General features: G+C 64.3%; 11 protein-coding genes. 8 read left to right on the top strand and 3 right to left on the bottom strand.

The features are described from left to right. Position 1: 1 nt before the first annotated feature. Entirely contained in the window at positions 2-1,120 is a 1,119-nt protein-coding gene (locus tag QCE73_RS35865) for an AraC family transcriptional regulator (RefSeq protein WP_238286532.1), read from the bottom strand. Positions 1,121-1,280: 160 nt separating this feature from the next. On the opposite strand from QCE73_RS35865, the gene QCE73_RS35860 reads away from it, so the two are divergent. The 5 genes from QCE73_RS35860 to QCE73_RS35840 all read left to right on the top strand — a co-directional run bounded on the left by QCE73_RS35860 (position 1,281) and on the right by QCE73_RS35840 (position 3,925). After that, complete coding sequence (locus tag QCE73_RS35860) at positions 1,281-1,715, top strand: GFA family protein (RefSeq protein WP_309885614.1); 435 nt, start codon at positions 1,281-1,283, stop codon at positions 1,713-1,715. A 135-nt stretch (positions 1,716-1,850) separates the two neighbouring features. Beyond that, positions 1,851-2,684, top strand: coding sequence for a class I SAM-dependent methyltransferase (locus tag QCE73_RS35855; RefSeq protein WP_035504789.1), 834 nt, complete (start codon positions 1,851-1,853; stop codon positions 2,682-2,684). After that, positions 2,681-2,857, top strand: a complete 177-nt coding sequence (locus tag QCE73_RS35850; protein ID WP_187603029.1) for a hypothetical protein — start codon at positions 2,681-2,683, stop codon at positions 2,855-2,857. Before QCE73_RS35855 ends, QCE73_RS35850 begins: the two co-directional genes overlap by 4 nt. 77 nt (positions 2,858-2,934) lie before the next feature. Further along, positions 2,935-3,081: a DUF3563 family protein gene (locus tag QCE73_RS35845; protein WP_309885613.1), complete on the top strand. Its 147-nt coding sequence runs from the start codon at positions 2,935-2,937 to the stop codon at positions 3,079-3,081. Next, the gene (locus QCE73_RS35840; protein ID WP_309885612.1) at positions 3,074-3,925 is read left to right on the top strand and encodes an alpha/beta hydrolase; all 852 of its coding nucleotides are present in this window, start codon (positions 3,074-3,076) and stop codon (positions 3,923-3,925) included. The genes QCE73_RS35845 and QCE73_RS35840 overlap by 8 nt, the downstream gene beginning before the upstream one ends. Before the next feature lie 15 nt (positions 3,926-3,940). On the opposite strand, the gene QCE73_RS35835 is transcribed toward QCE73_RS35840, so the two are convergent. Then, the gene (locus tag QCE73_RS35835; protein WP_309885611.1) at positions 3,941-4,930 is read right to left on the bottom strand and encodes a sulfonate ABC transporter substrate-binding protein; all 990 of its coding nucleotides are present in this window, start codon (positions 4,928-4,930) and stop codon (positions 3,941-3,943) included. Positions 4,931-4,983: 53 nt separating this feature from the next. Beyond that, a complete protein-coding gene (gene tauA / locus QCE73_RS35830) occupies positions 4,984-6,018 on the bottom strand; it encodes a taurine ABC transporter substrate-binding protein (protein ID WP_309885610.1) in 1,035 nt (344 codons plus the stop codon). 205 nt (positions 6,019-6,223) lie between these two features. Here tauA and QCE73_RS35825 point away from each other — a divergent pair, with 205 nt between their 5' ends. The 3 genes from QCE73_RS35825 to QCE73_RS35815 all read left to right on the top strand — a co-directional run bounded on the left by QCE73_RS35825 (position 6,224) and on the right by QCE73_RS35815 (position 14,781). Then, a complete protein-coding gene (locus tag QCE73_RS35825) occupies positions 6,224-7,555 on the top strand; it encodes an LLM class flavin-dependent oxidoreductase (RefSeq protein ID WP_309885609.1) in 1,332 nt (443 codons plus the stop codon). A 282-nt stretch (positions 7,556-7,837) separates the two neighbouring features. After that, positions 7,838-10,852, top strand: a complete 3,015-nt coding sequence (locus tag QCE73_RS35820; RefSeq protein ID WP_309885608.1) for a patatin-like phospholipase family protein — start codon at positions 7,838-7,840, stop codon at positions 10,850-10,852. Between the two features lie 224 nt (positions 10,853-11,076). Beyond that, positions 11,077-14,781, top strand: coding sequence for a patatin-like phospholipase family protein (locus tag QCE73_RS35815; RefSeq protein ID WP_309885607.1), 3,705 nt, complete (start codon positions 11,077-11,079; stop codon positions 14,779-14,781). Positions 14,782-14,786: the final 5 nt, after the last annotated feature.

The following is a 14,786-nucleotide window of genomic DNA, read 5'->3' as shown; positions in this document are numbered from 1 at the left end:
GTCACGCAGCGTCGTTGAGGCGGCGTTCTGGACGAACATTCAAAGGCGTTGGCGCGGAAAATGGCGCGCAAGCGTCTTCGTTCGCATCGGTTCCGGCGAAGACTTCATCGGACGATGCTTCATCGCTCGCGACGCGTCCCTGGCTGCGCCGCCAGCTCGCAGGCGGCATCCCGAACTGGCGCTTGAACGCCCGATTGAACGCTGCCTCCGATTCATAGCCTACGCGCTCGGCCACCGCTGCGATCGAGCGCGGTCCGGAAAGCAGATCCTGCGCCGCGACCTGCAATCGCCAGCTTGCGAGATATTGCATCGGCGCGTGGCCGAGCAATTGCGTGAAGCGCTGAGCCAGCGCGGAACGCGAGAGACCGACACGGCGCGCGAGTTCGTCGACGGTCCAGTCGTGCGCGGGCTGCGCGTGCAGCAACGCGAGCGCCTTGCCGACGAACCGGTCGGCGACGCCCGCGAGCCAGCCGCGGCGATCCTCGGGCATGGACCCGATGCAGCGCCGCACAGCCTCGACGAAGAGCAATTCCGAGAGTCGCGCCAGCACGGTCGCGCTGCCGGGGCGCCACTCGGCCGCCTCGGTCACCGCAAATCTCAGCGACGATTCGAGCCACGCGGATTGCGGATCGTCACGCATATCGACCTTGAAGAGGCGCGGCAGCGACGACAGCACCGGATTCGCGAGCATGTCGTCGCAAGCGAGAAAGCCGCAGACGATGCGCGTGCGGCCCGCTTCCTGGCTCGCGCCTTCGGCTCCGACGCTCAGGCGCATCACGTCGCCGGGAGACGTCGCGAGATATCTGGACACCATTTCGTCCGATGGCGTCGGCGTGAGTTCGAGCGAGCTGCCCATCAGATGCGCCTCGCCTTGCGGCACGACGAGCAACTCTCCCGCATCGACGCGAATGGCCGAGGCCGGATCATCGGTCAGCGCAGCCCAGCAACTGCCTTCCAGAATCAGGTGATAAGAAACGACACGCTCGGCGCGCGGCAGAAACGTCGCGCACATCGCGGGCGAAACCTGACCGACCACGCACCACGGCGCCGTGAAATCGCCGTTCAGATACACCGCTCCGCTAAGACGCAGGAGACGAAGAACGTCGGAAAGCGCATCCATCGCAGGCCCCAAGTTTCGGCGTCCCGCGCAAAACATCTGGACGCTCGGTCATTCAAAGAAGCGATTCGCGCGCCGATACTGGCATCACGCGAAACATCACTGACGCAAGGTTAAGCGCAGTTCGACCAATCGCCAACCCACATTAACGAGGGATGCGTAAATGAATGACGCAGATACTTACCATTGCCAATGTTTTTGCGGTGCAGTGAAGTTCACGGTGACCGGCAAGCCCGAAGGCATGGGGTATTGCCATTGCGAATCGTGCCGGCGCTGGTCGGCGGGGCCGGTCAATGCGTTCACGCTCTGGAAGCCCGATGCCGTGATCATCACGCACGGGACCGACCATATCGGCACTTACAACAATACTGAGCACAGCTATCGGAAATGGTGCAGGGCCTGCGGCGGTCATCTCTTCACCGAGCATCCGGGCCTCGGGCTGACCGATGTCTACGCCGCCGTCATTGCCGACTTCCAGTACGACCCGTGCGTGCACGTTCATTACGCGGAGTCGAAATTGCCGATGAGGGACGGTCTGCCCAAGATGAAGGACCTGCCGAAGGAAATGGGCGGTTCGGGCGTGAGCGTCGCCGAATAGTTCGAGTCGTTTGATCGACATGCCGGTGCGTCGCGTCGGCGTGTTCGAAGTGGGTCTTTTCGCGGCGCAATCGAAACAGGCAGTGCGAACCAACGGTCTCGCAACGCCGCCATCTCGTCTATCAGGAGCCATGTTATGTCCGCAGTCGATACCGCCATCTCGCCCGCCGCCGATCTCGCCGCCGTCAAGGTCCGTCAGCAAGCCGCCTGGTCGACGGGCAACTATGCCGTCGTCGGCACCACGCTGCAGATCGTCGGCGAAAATCTTTGCGAGGCGCTCGATCTGCGCTCCGGCAGCCGTGTTCTCGATGTCGCGGCGGGCAATGGCAATGCGACGCTCGCGGCCGCGCGCCGCTATTGCGATGTCGTCTCCACCGATTACGTTTCTTCGCTCCTCGACGCGGGCCGCGCACGCGCCAACGCCGAAGGACTTGCCGTGCAGTTCCAGGAAGCAGACGCGGAAGCGCTGCCTTTCGCGGACGCTTCGTTCGACGCCGTGCTCTCGACCTTCGGCGTGATGTTCACGCCGAATCAGGAACTGGCGGCAAGCGAACTCATGCGCGTGTGCAGGCCGGGCGGAAGGATCGGTCTCGCGAACTGGACGCCGGAGAGTTTCATCGGACAGGTCTTCAAGACGATCGGCAAATACATCGCGCCGCCTGCTGGCGTGAAGTCGCCCGCGCTATGGGGCACGGAGGCGCGTCTTGCGGAACTGCTCGGCAGCGGAGCCAAACGTATCGAAGCGAAGAAGCGCGACTTCGTTTTCCGATACCGTTCGCCCGCGCATTTCGTCGAAGTATTTCGCGCGTACTACGGTCCGATGAACAAGGCGTTCGCGGCGCTCGAAGGCGATCGGCAAGCCGCGTTTCACGGCGATCTGATGGCGCTCATCGAGAGTCGCAATCGGTCGGGCGATCAAACGCTCGTGTTGCCCAGCGAGTATCTCGAAGTCGTGGTGGAACGAAAATGATCCGATTCAAACATATGGTCGACGCTGCCCTGGAGATCGGGTCGCGCCTGCAATCGCTGCTGTGTTTTACAGGGCTTCGGTACGGGTCGGTGGTCATGACTTTGCCGCTGTTGTCGTCGGTGTGCTTCTTTGCTTTTCGATTCGCGCTGTCGCGGCTCGGAGTGCCGGTTTGAGGCGGGCTTAGCCGCTCCTTCGCCTTGAGCAATTGCAAGGCGAAGGAGCAGGCATATCCGCTCGAAGGAAGGGGAACATGTTCGTCTATCTTTTCTTGTGCCTCGAAAGGGCGCTCGATCGCGCGGAAAACAGCCGGCGCGACGCTTATCTCTCATCGGCTGTGGATATGGAAGAACTCGAACGTCGCATGCGTGCGATGGAAACGGATCGACGATATGAATAACCCTCTCCCTATCGAGCCCGTGCCGGCTCCATCGACGGTGATCGCATTGCATTGTTCCGGCTCGGGCGCATCGCAATGGCGCAAGCTGGGCGAGGCGCTCGGCTCACGCGTATCGTTCGTCGCGCCCGAGCACTACGGTTGCGACAGCACAGGACCGTGGAGCGGCGAACGCGCGTTCACACTCGCCGACGAGGCCGGAAGAACCGTCGATATCATCGATGCCGCGCGGGGCAAGGTGCATCTCGTCGGCCACTCGTATGGAGGCGGCGTGGCGCTGCGGGTGGCGATGGAACGGCCGGAGCGTATCGCGACCCTGTCGCTCTACGAGCCCTCGGCGTTCCATCTCCTGAAGACGATGGGCAAGCACGGCGCCCACGCGCTGGCTGAAATCGACGCGATATCGAAGCGCACCGCCGACAGCGTGAGTTGCGGCGACTATCGCGGCGCGGCGGCATCGTTCGTCGATTACTGGGGCGGCGAAGGCGCGTGGGAAGCGCTGCGGCCCTCGGTCAAGGCCGCGCTTACCCGCTGGGCGCCCAAAGCGCCGCTGGATTTTCGCGCGCTGCTCGATGAGCCTACGTCCGCCGCGGCATACGCGAGCCTCCGTATGCCCGTACTCGTGATGCGCGGCGAGCACGCACCGCTGCCTACGCGGGCGCTGGCCGAGCGCTTGCCGATCCTGCTCTCGTCGGCGCGGCTTGCAATCGTCCCGCGTGCCGGCCACATGGGACCGCTCACGCACGCTGACGAAGTCAATGCCGCCATCACGCGGCATATCTTCGGGTTCGAAGCGAACGGTCGCCCGAGGCACGTCGAACGCCGGCGCACGGCAGTCGTTTCATGAACGCGTTCGCGGCGCTCAGGCGAGATCGGGCGGCGCGGCCCTGAGCACATCGACGTGCTTCGGTATGAGGCCGAGTTCGACGAAGGTATCGGCGATCTGCTGCTGTTCGCCGATGATGTTCCGCGTAATCGCCTCGGTGCCGAACACCTGCCGGCTCACCGCAAGCTCGACGACGGGTTTTGGCAAGCCCCATAGCCGCGCGAGCTCGCTCGCGAGTTCATCGGGATGCTGCTTGCCCCATTGATCGACCGCCCTGATTTCCTCGATGACGATACGGAGCACATCCGCATTCTTCGCGACATAACTCTGCGACGAAAAGTAGTACGCACGGTTGCCGACGACGCCGCTCGCGTCCGCCACGATGCGCGCGTTCAGCGTCTTCTGCGCTGCGGCGAAGAACGGGTCCCAGATGACCCACGCATCGATGGAGCCGCGCTCGAAGGCGGCGCGCGCATCGGCGGGGGCGAGGAAGGCCAGTTCGACGTCGCCATACTGAAGGCCGTGCTGACGCAGCAGCTTCACGAGAAAGTAATGGACGTTGCTGCCTTTGTTCAGCGCCACGCGCTTGCCCTTCAGATCCGCCACCGTCCTGACCGGCGATTGCGCCGGGACGATCACGGCTTCGGAGCGCGGGCGCGCCGGCGTCGCGGCTACATAGGCGAGCGGTGCGCCGGCGGCCTGCGCGAAGATGGGCGGCGCCTCGCCGACATCGCCGAAATCGATCGAGCCGACATTGAGCGCTTCCAGTTGCACGGGGCCGGCGGAAAACTCCGTCCAGCTTACCGATACGTTGAGCGGAGCGAGCCGCTTTTCGAGCGTCGCGCGTCCCTTGAGCAGGTTCAGATAGCCTTTCTGGTTGCCGATGCGAAGCACACGCGGCTGTCCTTGCGCGCTCTGCTGGGCGAAGGATGCGGGCATCGCGGCGGACGCGGCGGCGCTCGCCGCGGCACGCGCGGACAGGGACAAGAATGCACGACGGTCGATGGCGGATTTACGTTTGGACATGACAGGGTATTCGATGTATTCGGAGGCCATTCAGCGGCGGATAAAAAGCGACGTCACTTCGCGGCCTGCTGCACGAAGCGCGGATCGACGCCCGTGGAGTAATCCGCGAGCACGTTCTGGATCGTGCCCTGCTGCCTGAGGAACTGCGCGGTGGCGGCAAGCGATTTCGCCGCGCCGGATTGCTGTCCGCCGCCGAGCCATGTCGGCGATGCCTGTTCGCCCGCGCTCGGGAAGGCGTAGAGCGCGAGACTCGCGGGCACGTCGGCGGCGTTCGCGCCGGATTCCTGCGCGACGGCCTGCACCTGTTTCGATGCGGCGGTCCAGTCGGCCTTGTGGTCGCGATATTGCGCATCGGTATCGGCGAGCACCTTGACGAGGCTGTTCAGGAACGCGGGGTTGTCCTGCGCGAACTTGCGCGACGCGACGAAGCCGTCGAACGTCGCCTTGCCCGATTCCTTCGCCACCTCGCCCGACGTGATGAGCACGCGGCCGCTCTGCTTGGCTTTGGCGAGCACCGGGTCCCAGATGTAGGTCGCGTCGATATTGCCGCGCTCCCACGCCGCCGCGACTTCGGGCGGACGCAGATTGACGATCTTCACCGTCGACGGATCGACGCCCGCCTGCTGCAAGGCGACGAGCGCATGGAAGTGCGACGTCGATACATACGGCACGCCGAGCGTCTTGCCCTTCAGATCGGTGAGCTTGCTCACGCCGGAACCGTTGCGCGCGACGAGCGCTTCGGCGTCGTTGATGTTGTCGAGAATCCAGAAGAGCGAGAGATCGACGCCTTGCGAGAGTCCCGCCGCGATCGGGCTGGAGCCCGCTTCGCCCAGTTGTATCGAGCCCGATGCGAGTGCGCGGATCACGTCAGCGCCGCTGCCGAGCTTGCGATAGGTGACCTTGTATCCCGTGGCCTTCTCGACGGCGCCGCTTGCCTGCGCATAGCGCCAGGGCACCACCATGTCCTGATAGCCGATGACGACCTCGCGTGTTTCGGCTCTGGCGTGAACGGGCGCGAGCGCGACGGCGGCGAGCATGAAGGAAGCGGCGCCGGCGATCAGCGTGCGGCGAAGGGTCGTATGTTTCATGGCGCGGACGGAGTGATGTGAAGAAGCCTCCGACTATAGGCACTTTGCATGCCGCCGCTACGAATCAATTATGCGTAGCAAATGACACGGCGCGTGCTTCGCATATACGGTTCTGTCGAACGGCGAGCGGTCATTTCCATCTCAGCGCGTTTTGGCGAGTTGCAGTAACTTGGCGCGATCCGCCACTCGTTCATCAACCGACGCGATGCCACATACCCGACAACTCCACCTCGGCGCGTTCATGCGGCCGGTCAGCCTGCATACAGGCGCATGGCGATTTCCGGGCGCGTGGCCCGACGCCAATTTCAACTTCAGGCATATCAAGCGATTCGTGCAGACGCTCGAAAGCGCCTGCTTCGATGCGTTCTTCATGGCCGATCATCTCGCCGTGCTCAACATGCCGGTGGATGCGTTGAAGCGCAGCCATACCGCGACGTCGTTCGAGCCGTTCACGCTGCTTTCCGCGCTCGCCTCCGTGACCGAACGCATCGGGCTGATCGCGACGGCTTCGACCACGTTCGACGAGCCGTATCACATCGCGCGTCGCTTCGCGTCGCTCGATCATCTGAGCGATGGGCGCGCGGGCTGGAATCTCGTCACCACATCGAATCCCGATGCCGCGCGCAACTTCGGCCGCGACGAACACATGGAGCACGACGAGCGCTATCGCCGTGCGCACGAGTTCTACGATGTCGTCACGGGCCTCTGGGATAGCTGGGCCGACGACGCCTTTGTGCGCGACACCGAAAGCGGCCTGTTCTTCGATCCCGACCGCCTGCATGTCCTCGATCACGAGGGCGCGTATCTGTCGGTGCGTGGCCCGTTGAACATCGCGCGGCCGGTGCAGGGCTGGCCGGTGGTGGTGCAGGCGGGATCGTCGGAAGCGGGCAGGCAGCTTGCCGCCGAAACCGCAGATGCGGTCTTCACCGCGCAGCCGAATCTCGCGGCGGGCAAGCGCTTCTATGCCGATGTCAAAGGCCGCATGGAACGCATCGGCCGGGCGCGCGAGCATCTGAAAATCCTGCCGGGCGCCTTCGTCGTGGTGGGCGACTCGCGCGACGAAGCGCAGGAGAAGCGCGCGCTGCTCGATACCTTCGTGCATGACGACAGCGGCTTCGCATCGCTTTCGATCGCGCTCGGTCACGATGTCTCGTCGTTCGATCCGGATGGCCTCCTGCCCGAGATTCCGGAGACCAACGCGAGCAGGAGCGCGCGCGAACGCGTGATCGACATGGCGCGCGCCGAAGGGCTCACCGTGCGTCAACTGGCGCAGCGTGTCGGCGGCTATTCGGGCTTGCAGATGGTCGGGACCGCGACGGATATCGCGGATGAGATGGAGCAGTGGCTCGTCGAAGAAGGCAGCGACGGCTTCAACGTGATGTTTCCGTATCTGCCCGCCGGCCTCGATGACTTCGTCGCGAAAGTGGTGCCCGAGTTGCAGCGGCGCGGCATCTTTCGGCGGGTTTACGAGGGTACGACGTTGCGGGAGCATCTCGGTCTGCCGAGGCCCGGCAACCGCTTCTTCGAGCGTCGATGATCCGCTCTCTCATGCATAGGCGATATTGAACGGTTCAGCAAGCCTTTCGCGACAAACTCGAAATCAGTCATACTATTTTCTGTAGCGCAATTGATAAGGGTTGCTGCTTATTCTATGCTTCGATGCATGCGAAGAATTCGGGGTACGCGCTCGAACGGAGCGCGCATCGATCAGGATCACCGATCGTCGGCATGACATTGCCCCGCGCCTTGAAAGGATGTGTCCCGAGCGGGCGGCGGCGTATGCGTCGCCTTGAATGATCCGAATCGAGCGAGGCTGGCGATGGCGAATCCCGATGGTCAGGCGGACACGAACGGCCCAGCGGAAGATCCTTTCAAAAAGGTGATGGCCGACGAGCTCAGACAGGTCAATCGCACGAGAAAGGTGGTCGATCCTTTAGCGCGCGACACCATGACCGGGAGAGGAACGTCGCTCACCGGGCTCGCGCTCTCGGGCGGCGGCATTCGCAGCGCGACGTTCTGCCTGGGCATGATTCAGTCGCTATGCGAGAAAGGGCTGCTGCGTCATTTCGATTATCTTTCGACCGTTTCCGGCGGCGGCTATATCGGCGCATGGCTGTCGGCGCAGGTCTACCGCAGGTGTCGCAGCGGCACGCCGAAAGAGCTGGAGCCGAAACTCAGTCCGACGACGGAGATGGGCGTCCAGAAGGACCGTGAAGATCCGTCGATCGTCTTTCTGCGTGAGTACAGCAACTATCTGACGCCGAGACTCGGCCTGCTGAGCACCGACACCCTCGCCGCGATCGCCGCCTATCTGCGCAATCTCACGCTGATCCAGAGCATGCTGATCCTGATGCTCAGCTTCCTGCTCCTGGTGCCGAGAGTCCTGTTTCTGCTGATGCGCGGGACGCAGTCGCTCGTCGGGCAGGATGCCGGATGGCCGGTCGCCGGGATGATCGGAATCGTGGCCGCGTTGCTGTGGATGAGCATCCGGAACATCCGGCGCAACATGGACTCGAAAGGGAACGCAGAGACCGCCTGCACGAGCTTCGTGCTCGTGTGGATTCTCGGCCCCGGCATCCTCGCCTCGTTCATCCTCACGGCGGCGATGACGATTCTGGCGACGCTCGACCATCCGCTTCCCCATGACGACGTCCTGACCTGGATACTCGTCTTCGTGGTCATCTTCGGCGTCGGCTCGACCATGCTTCCGGCCGAGCGCATGAACGTCGATTTCGATGCGCCCGCGAACAAGCCGCAGACCGGTCCCGCGCCGCAGTCGGTGTCCAGCGACCGCGCGCGCTGGCGCAATCGCTTCTGGATCGTGTTCTTCGGCCTGTTCGCCGGCGCGACCGGCGGATTCGGGCTGTGGCTCGTCCGCAGCCTGCTCGGCATTGCGCACGCGACCTTCGGCATGGCGGCTTCCGGCGCGCCGGATGTCCAGTCCGTGATATGGATCGCGATATCGGTCGCGCCGTTTCTGATTCTGGGCGTGCTCTCGCTCATCATCGTCGTGCATCTCGGGCTCGTGGGCCGCATCTTCGAATACGAAGTGCAGGAGTGGTGGGCGCGCTACGGCGGCTGGCTGATGTCCATCATCGTCTTCGTAGGCGGGATTTTCGTCGTGTCGGTGTATGGGCCGGCGCTCGTCGTCTTCGGCTCGAACTGGGCGCGCGCGGGCGGCGCGGCGTGGCTGCTGGCGTCGCTCTGGGGCGTGCTGAAGGGGGCGTCGAACAAGACGGGCGGCCCTGGGCCGTCGTGGACCGAGCGTCTCCTGGTCGTGGTGCCGCATGTATTCATCGTCGGACTGCTGATTCTGCTCTCGTACGCGATTCACGCGATCTGGCAGGCGGCGCTCGATCCGTCCGAGGTGCTGTCCGCATGCAGCCCGCCGCACAAGGGCGATTCGCAACCGTATCTGTGCGTGCTCGACACGACGCTCGCGCAGATGACGGCGCAGACGAGCCTTCCGGTCGGCGTGCCGTGGGCGCGCATGGGCCTGGTGGTCCTGCTCGGCACGGCGGCCGCGTGGGCGTTGCTGGCGTGGCGCGTGGACGTCAATCTGTTCTCGCTGCACAACTTCTATCGTAACCGGCTGACCCGATGCTATCTCGGCGCGTCGCGCTGCGGCGACGGGAATCGGAAGCGCGAGCCCGATCCGTTCACGGGTTTCGATCCCGCCGACGATATCCCGCTCGACCGGCTGGCCGCGTGCGGGCCCGAGCCGAAAAGCGACGGCGCGACGACGCAATGCGCGCCGCCGCAGGGCGACGACGGCGCATACGTGCAGCGGCCTTATCACCTCCTGAACACGTCGGTGAATCTGACCGAAGGCCAGAGCCTCGCGTGGCAACAGCGCAAGGCCGGCTCGTTTTTCTTCTCGCCGCTCTATTGCGGCTTTGGCCTGCCGCAGGCCTACGTTTCCCGGCAGGAAGGGGCGGGCAAGTTCGTGCGGACCGCGGACTATATGCGCACCGCGTCCAGAACCGGACCCGGACAAGTCTTGCGGCGCAGGTCCGGCACCCTTCGCGACGTCGGCCCGATGCTCGGCGGCGCGGTGGCGATCTCGGGCGCTGCGGCGAGTCCGAACTGGGGTTTCCATACCGATCCGGGCGTGGCGTTCCTGCTGACGCTCTTCAACGTGCGGCTGGGCAGATGGTGCCCGAACCCGGTCCGCGAGACGCCGGAAGGGCCGGTGCCGCCGAGTCCGGCGTTCAGCGGCAAACTGTATCTGAACGAGCTGTTCGGTCACGCGGACGCGAAGTCCGACTATCTCTATCTCTCCGATGGCGGTCACTTCGACAATCTGGGCCTCTACGAACTCGTGCGCCGGCGCGCCGAGCTGATCGTGGTCTGCGATTGCGGCGAGGACGCGCCGCTGCGTTTCGACGATCTCGCCGACACGATCCGCAAGTGCTCGGCCGATTTCGGCGTCGATATCGTCATCGACGTGGATCCGCTGCGGCATCTGGAAAAGGGCAGCAAGAGGCCGCCGCCGCAGAGCAAAGCGTACGTGGTGGACGGCATCATCAAGTATCCCGCGAGCAGCACGGATCCCACGGTAAACGCGTTCTGCGGCACGCTGATTCTGGTCAAGCCCACATTGACCAAGGACGTCATCTCGACCGCATCGGACCTCGTGAATTACGCGCTGACCAACGATACTTTTCCGCAGCAGACCACGCTCGACCAATGGTTCGATGAAGCTCAGTTCGAGAGCTATAGAAAGCTGGGCTATCTGATCGGTTGCCGGTTGCAGCAGAAGTCGTTCGGGAAAATGTTCGAGAAGGGCAAGACGCTTCGGGAACTGCTGCAGGGTTGCACGGGCATCAGGTGATGCATGGTGCAATGGTTCTGACGCGGTTGTCTTTAAGACGTTCGGACTCGCCGAAAATTGAATCCATCGCGCGCGAGTTCGAATCGGCCAAGATAGCGTTGGCGTCGGCCAATCTTCTGTTTGCGATGAACCCGCGTTCTAAGCTGAAACGCACCGATGAAGCTGATCGGAGATAGCGTTTCGACAATCAGGAATGCTTGTCATGCCAGCACGCGAGGGCCGATATGAGCACCACCAAGAACCCGGGTTCCGGCGCCTCGAATGGATTCGACGCTGAACACACATGCGTCGACGACAGGCGTAAAAAGTGCCGCGAACCCAAAGGTCCGGCCCGGCGGCCGGAATACGGGCTCGCACTTTCGGGCGGCGGCATCCGCAGCGCGACCTTCGCGCTCGGCGTCATACGCGGTCTCGCCAAGCAGCGCTCGTTTCGCCTGTTCGACTACATGTCGACCGTGTCGGGCGGCGGCTACGTCGGCGCGGCGATCGGCAGGCTCATCTGCAGCACGGGCGACGCCGAAAAGGCCGAGTCCTGCATGGCGGACGACCGTTCGATGTTCCTCTGGTGGCTCAGGCACAACGGCCGCTATCTGATTCCCGCCGGCGCGCAGGACGAATGGATGGCGGGCGCGAGCGCGCTGCGCGGCTGGATGGTGTCGCAGTTCTCGCTGATGCTGCTCATCTTCGCCGCGGTCGTGATCGTTGCATTGCCGCATTCGAGCGTCTGGTTCGCGCAGACGAGGATCATGGCGGGCGAATGTTCGCAATGGCTGCCGTCCGCGTGGCTGATCGCCGTGCCGCTTCCGGCGTTCATCTGCACGGGATTGATCTGGGCACACTGCTTCCTCGTGCTGCGCATCACGGGCGCGCTGCTATGGGCGCTCGCCGTGGCGATCATGGGCGGCGTCGCATTCGCGATGACCGGCGGCTTCGCCGAAGCGTACTACTGGTGCGGCGCGGGCGTGGCTTTTCTGGCCGGTTGCGCGGTCGCGTTCATTGCCGCGTCGGCCGGGCTCGGCTGGCTGATCTTCTGCTGTCTCGGCATTCAGCGATGGATATATCGGACGAAGACGAACACGAACGATCCGAACCCCATCGCGATGCAGCGGCTCGCGCTGACCGGCCTGCTCAAGCAGGCGCTCTTCGTGCTCGTCTTCACGTTGTGCGCGGCCGTGATGGATGCGACCACGTGGTGGGTCTTCACGATCTGGACGGCCAGCAACAGCCCGTTCGTCACGAGCCTGAACGCGATCTCCGCGGCTGTCGTGCTCCTGCTCGTGGCGGCTCGCGCGATCCTGCCGTCGCTGCAGGGCAACTCCGGCCCGAGCTGGATGCGCAACATGGACTGGCTCGCCGTCGCGCATGTGCTCGGCTGGGTGACCGTCGCGCTGCTCGCATGGCTCGCGTTGCTCGCCCTCACTTTCGTGCTGTATCTCGGCACCCGCCACCCGGCCTCGGCGCTCGAAGTGCTCGGGCTGGTGCTGCTCGGCATCGCGGTGTTCGTCGCGGGAACCGGACGCCAGATCGAGTCGACGAACCTCTCGTCGCTGCACTATCTGTATCGCGCCCGGCTCGCGCGCGCGTACACGTCGGTAGGCAATCACAACCGTTTCCCGCAGCAGATCACCTGCGAGGCGGACCGCCAGGCGACCAATCAACTGAGACGTGTCGACGAAGCCTTGCCCGGCGACGACATCCCTTACCCGGATTACGTGCCGCACGAATCCGGCGGCCCGTTGCATCTGATCAATTGCTGCGTCAACCAGACGCGTGACGACCGCACCGGCACCTACAACGCCGACAGGCGCGGCGTCGCGCTCGTCGTGGGACCGCGCGGCGTCGAAACCGGAGGCGAGCCGCCCGCGGATAACCCGCGGCTCGGCAGGACCTCGCTTGCGGAATGGACCGCGGTGTCCGGCGCCGCCGTGTCCTCGGGCATGGGCTTTTATACGCGCAGCGGGGTCGCGCTTTTGCTGTACATGAGCGGGTTGCGGCTCGGCTACTGGGTGTCGATCAACGCCGGGTCGGGGACGATGAGCCGTCTGTCTCGCTGGGCATGGATCTGCATACCGAAGTATTGCGCGGTCTTCTCCGAAGCGTTCGGCTCGTTCCCGGGCCTGCGCTCCCGGTTCTGGTATGCGTCGGACGGAGGCCACTTCGAGAACTCGGGCGTCTATGCGCTCCTCAAGCGCAAGCTTCAGTTGATCGTGCTCGTCGATGCCGCAGCCGACCCCGATTATCTTTTCGGCGATGTCGAAAATCTCGTGCGCAAGGCAAAGATCGATCTCACCGCGACGATCGAATTCCTCGACCCTTCGACCTTTCCGGCGCACGGCGGCGTCAGTCCGGCCTGGTTCGCCACGCCCTATTCGATGACCGCTTCCGCCGGTCCCGCGTTCCTGCTGCTCGCGCGCATCGGGTATTGCGACGGTTCGCGCGGCACGTTGCTGATCGTCAAGCCGCGCCGCACCGACAGCATGCCGCTCGACGTCGTGGGCTATGCGGATCGCAATCCCGTGTTTCCGCAGGAGTCCACTGCGCATCAGCTCTTTTCCGAACAGCAGTGGGAGAGCTATCACGCGCTCGGTGTCGAATTCGGCTACGCACTCACGCCGAACTTTCTCGCGACGCTGCCCTCGGTCTGCGAGCAGGCGCGCGTATTGCCGCTGATGCCGTCGGCGGCCGGCGTGCCGGGCGAAGTGCAGTCGCTGGCGCCGCTGCAACCATCGGCGAGCCGCCGCGCGCGCGTGCAGCAGACAGTGCGGACATCGCTTGGCGTCGGCGTTTCGCTGAGTGCGCTGGCCGGTCTCTGGCAGACCGTGCAGAGCCAGTTGCACGCGCACGACACGGTGCGCGACACGTATTACACGACGCTCAGGAAGCTGGCCACCGAAGTCGAGCAGGATTGCGTCGAACCGGTCAGCCTGAAGCTCTCGATCGCCGAACTCGATCGGGCCAGCACCGCGCTCGGCTCGACGGACGAAGCGCGCGTGCAAACGGCGAATATCCTGCAACTGGCCACGCGATTCTGCGACAACCCCGATGTCACCGAGTGCGATCTCACGCGTCAGTGGTCGCGCTTCTTCGATAGCGGCAGCGACAGCCGCGTTCAGCAGTTCACGCCGACATCCTGGTACTGGAATCCGTCGCGGCCGAACCAGGCGAATGTGCCGAAGCTGGAGCCGGCAGCATCGACGACGATTGCCTATCGCTGCGCGATACGCGAAGACCAGTACATGGACGGCACGAAAATCCATCGCGCGACGCTCATCAGCCAGGGCACCATGTTCGCGCCCGGCAACGGTGAACCGAATCAGATGGCGCTGGCCGCGAGCAAAATCGACTTGTCCACGTCGATCGTGAAGCCGACGTCGGCGAACGCCCCGCTCGCTGGGAAAAACGTCACGCCGATAGCGCCCGCGCCCGCGCCGTCGGACGCGGGCAAATCGGCAAGTGCGGCGCCGAAGGGCAAGCCGGAAGCGCCGAAGCAGACCAGTGCGAATCTGGACCAGGACCTCGCGAAGTCCTGCGATCCGTCCGCACTCGGCCGGAAGCTCTACGCGCAGATCTATTCGGAGGACGACCGGAACAAGGAGTCGCTGGACGCACTGAAGAAGGCGGCGGAGAAAAGCCGTGTGCGATGGATGGGCATCGAGAACGTACAGGCGACGGCCGACCGGCGAGGAACGCGAGCCCCGTTCCGCTGGCCGCGTCCGACCTTCCTTTATGTCGACGAGCGCGACGAGAACTGTGCGCGGGCGCTCGCGGCGAAGTACGAGGACGTCTCGCACGCGATGCCGGGCACGATCGGAGTCCGGTCCATCCCGCCCAACCTCGATGGCATTCCCGGCAACATCGAGTTCTGGCTGCCGCCCGCACCCGCCGACCAGAAGGCCACGTCGAACCCGGAGGCACCTGAGCCTGCATGAACCGC

The organism is Caballeronia sp. LZ029, from assembly GCF_031451275.1.
Lineage (GTDB): Bacteria > Pseudomonadota > Gammaproteobacteria > Burkholderiales > Burkholderiaceae > Caballeronia > Caballeronia jiangsuensis.
This window is presented reverse-complemented; position numbering and strand designations above follow the sequence as displayed.

What these genes read in the sequence shown, in the direction of transcription:
- QCE73_RS35855 (WP_035504789.1), top strand. Translation starts at nt 1,851, where the DNA reads ATGTCCGCAGTCGATACCGCCATCTCGCCCGCCGCCGATCTCGCCGCC.
- QCE73_RS35825 (WP_309885609.1), top strand. Translation starts at nt 6,224, where the DNA reads ATGCCACATACCCGACAACTCCACCTCGGCGCGTTCATGCGGCCGGTC.
- QCE73_RS35865 (WP_238286532.1), bottom strand. Translation starts at nt 1,120, where the DNA reads ATGGATGCGCTTTCCGACGTTCTTCGTCTCCTGCGTCTTAGCGGAGCG.
- QCE73_RS35835 (WP_309885611.1), bottom strand. Translation starts at nt 4,930, where the DNA reads ATGTCCAAACGTAAATCCGCCATCGACCGTCGTGCATTCTTGTCCCTG.
- QCE73_RS35860 (WP_309885614.1), top strand. Translation starts at nt 1,281, where the DNA reads ATGAATGACGCAGATACTTACCATTGCCAATGTTTTTGCGGTGCAGTG.
- tauA (WP_309885610.1), bottom strand. Translation starts at nt 6,018, where the DNA reads ATGAAACATACGACCCTTCGCCGCACGCTGATCGCCGGCGCCGCTTCC.
- QCE73_RS35840 (WP_309885612.1), top strand. Translation starts at nt 3,074, where the DNA reads ATGAATAACCCTCTCCCTATCGAGCCCGTGCCGGCTCCATCGACGGTG.
- QCE73_RS35850 (WP_187603029.1), top strand. Translation starts at nt 2,681, where the DNA reads ATGATCCGATTCAAACATATGGTCGACGCTGCCCTGGAGATCGGGTCG.
- QCE73_RS35845 (WP_309885613.1), top strand. Translation starts at nt 2,935, where the DNA reads ATGTTCGTCTATCTTTTCTTGTGCCTCGAAAGGGCGCTCGATCGCGCG.
- QCE73_RS35815 (WP_309885607.1), top strand. Translation starts at nt 11,077, where the DNA reads ATGAGCACCACCAAGAACCCGGGTTCCGGCGCCTCGAATGGATTCGAC.
- QCE73_RS35820 (WP_309885608.1), top strand. Translation starts at nt 7,838, where the DNA reads ATGGCGAATCCCGATGGTCAGGCGGACACGAACGGCCCAGCGGAAGAT.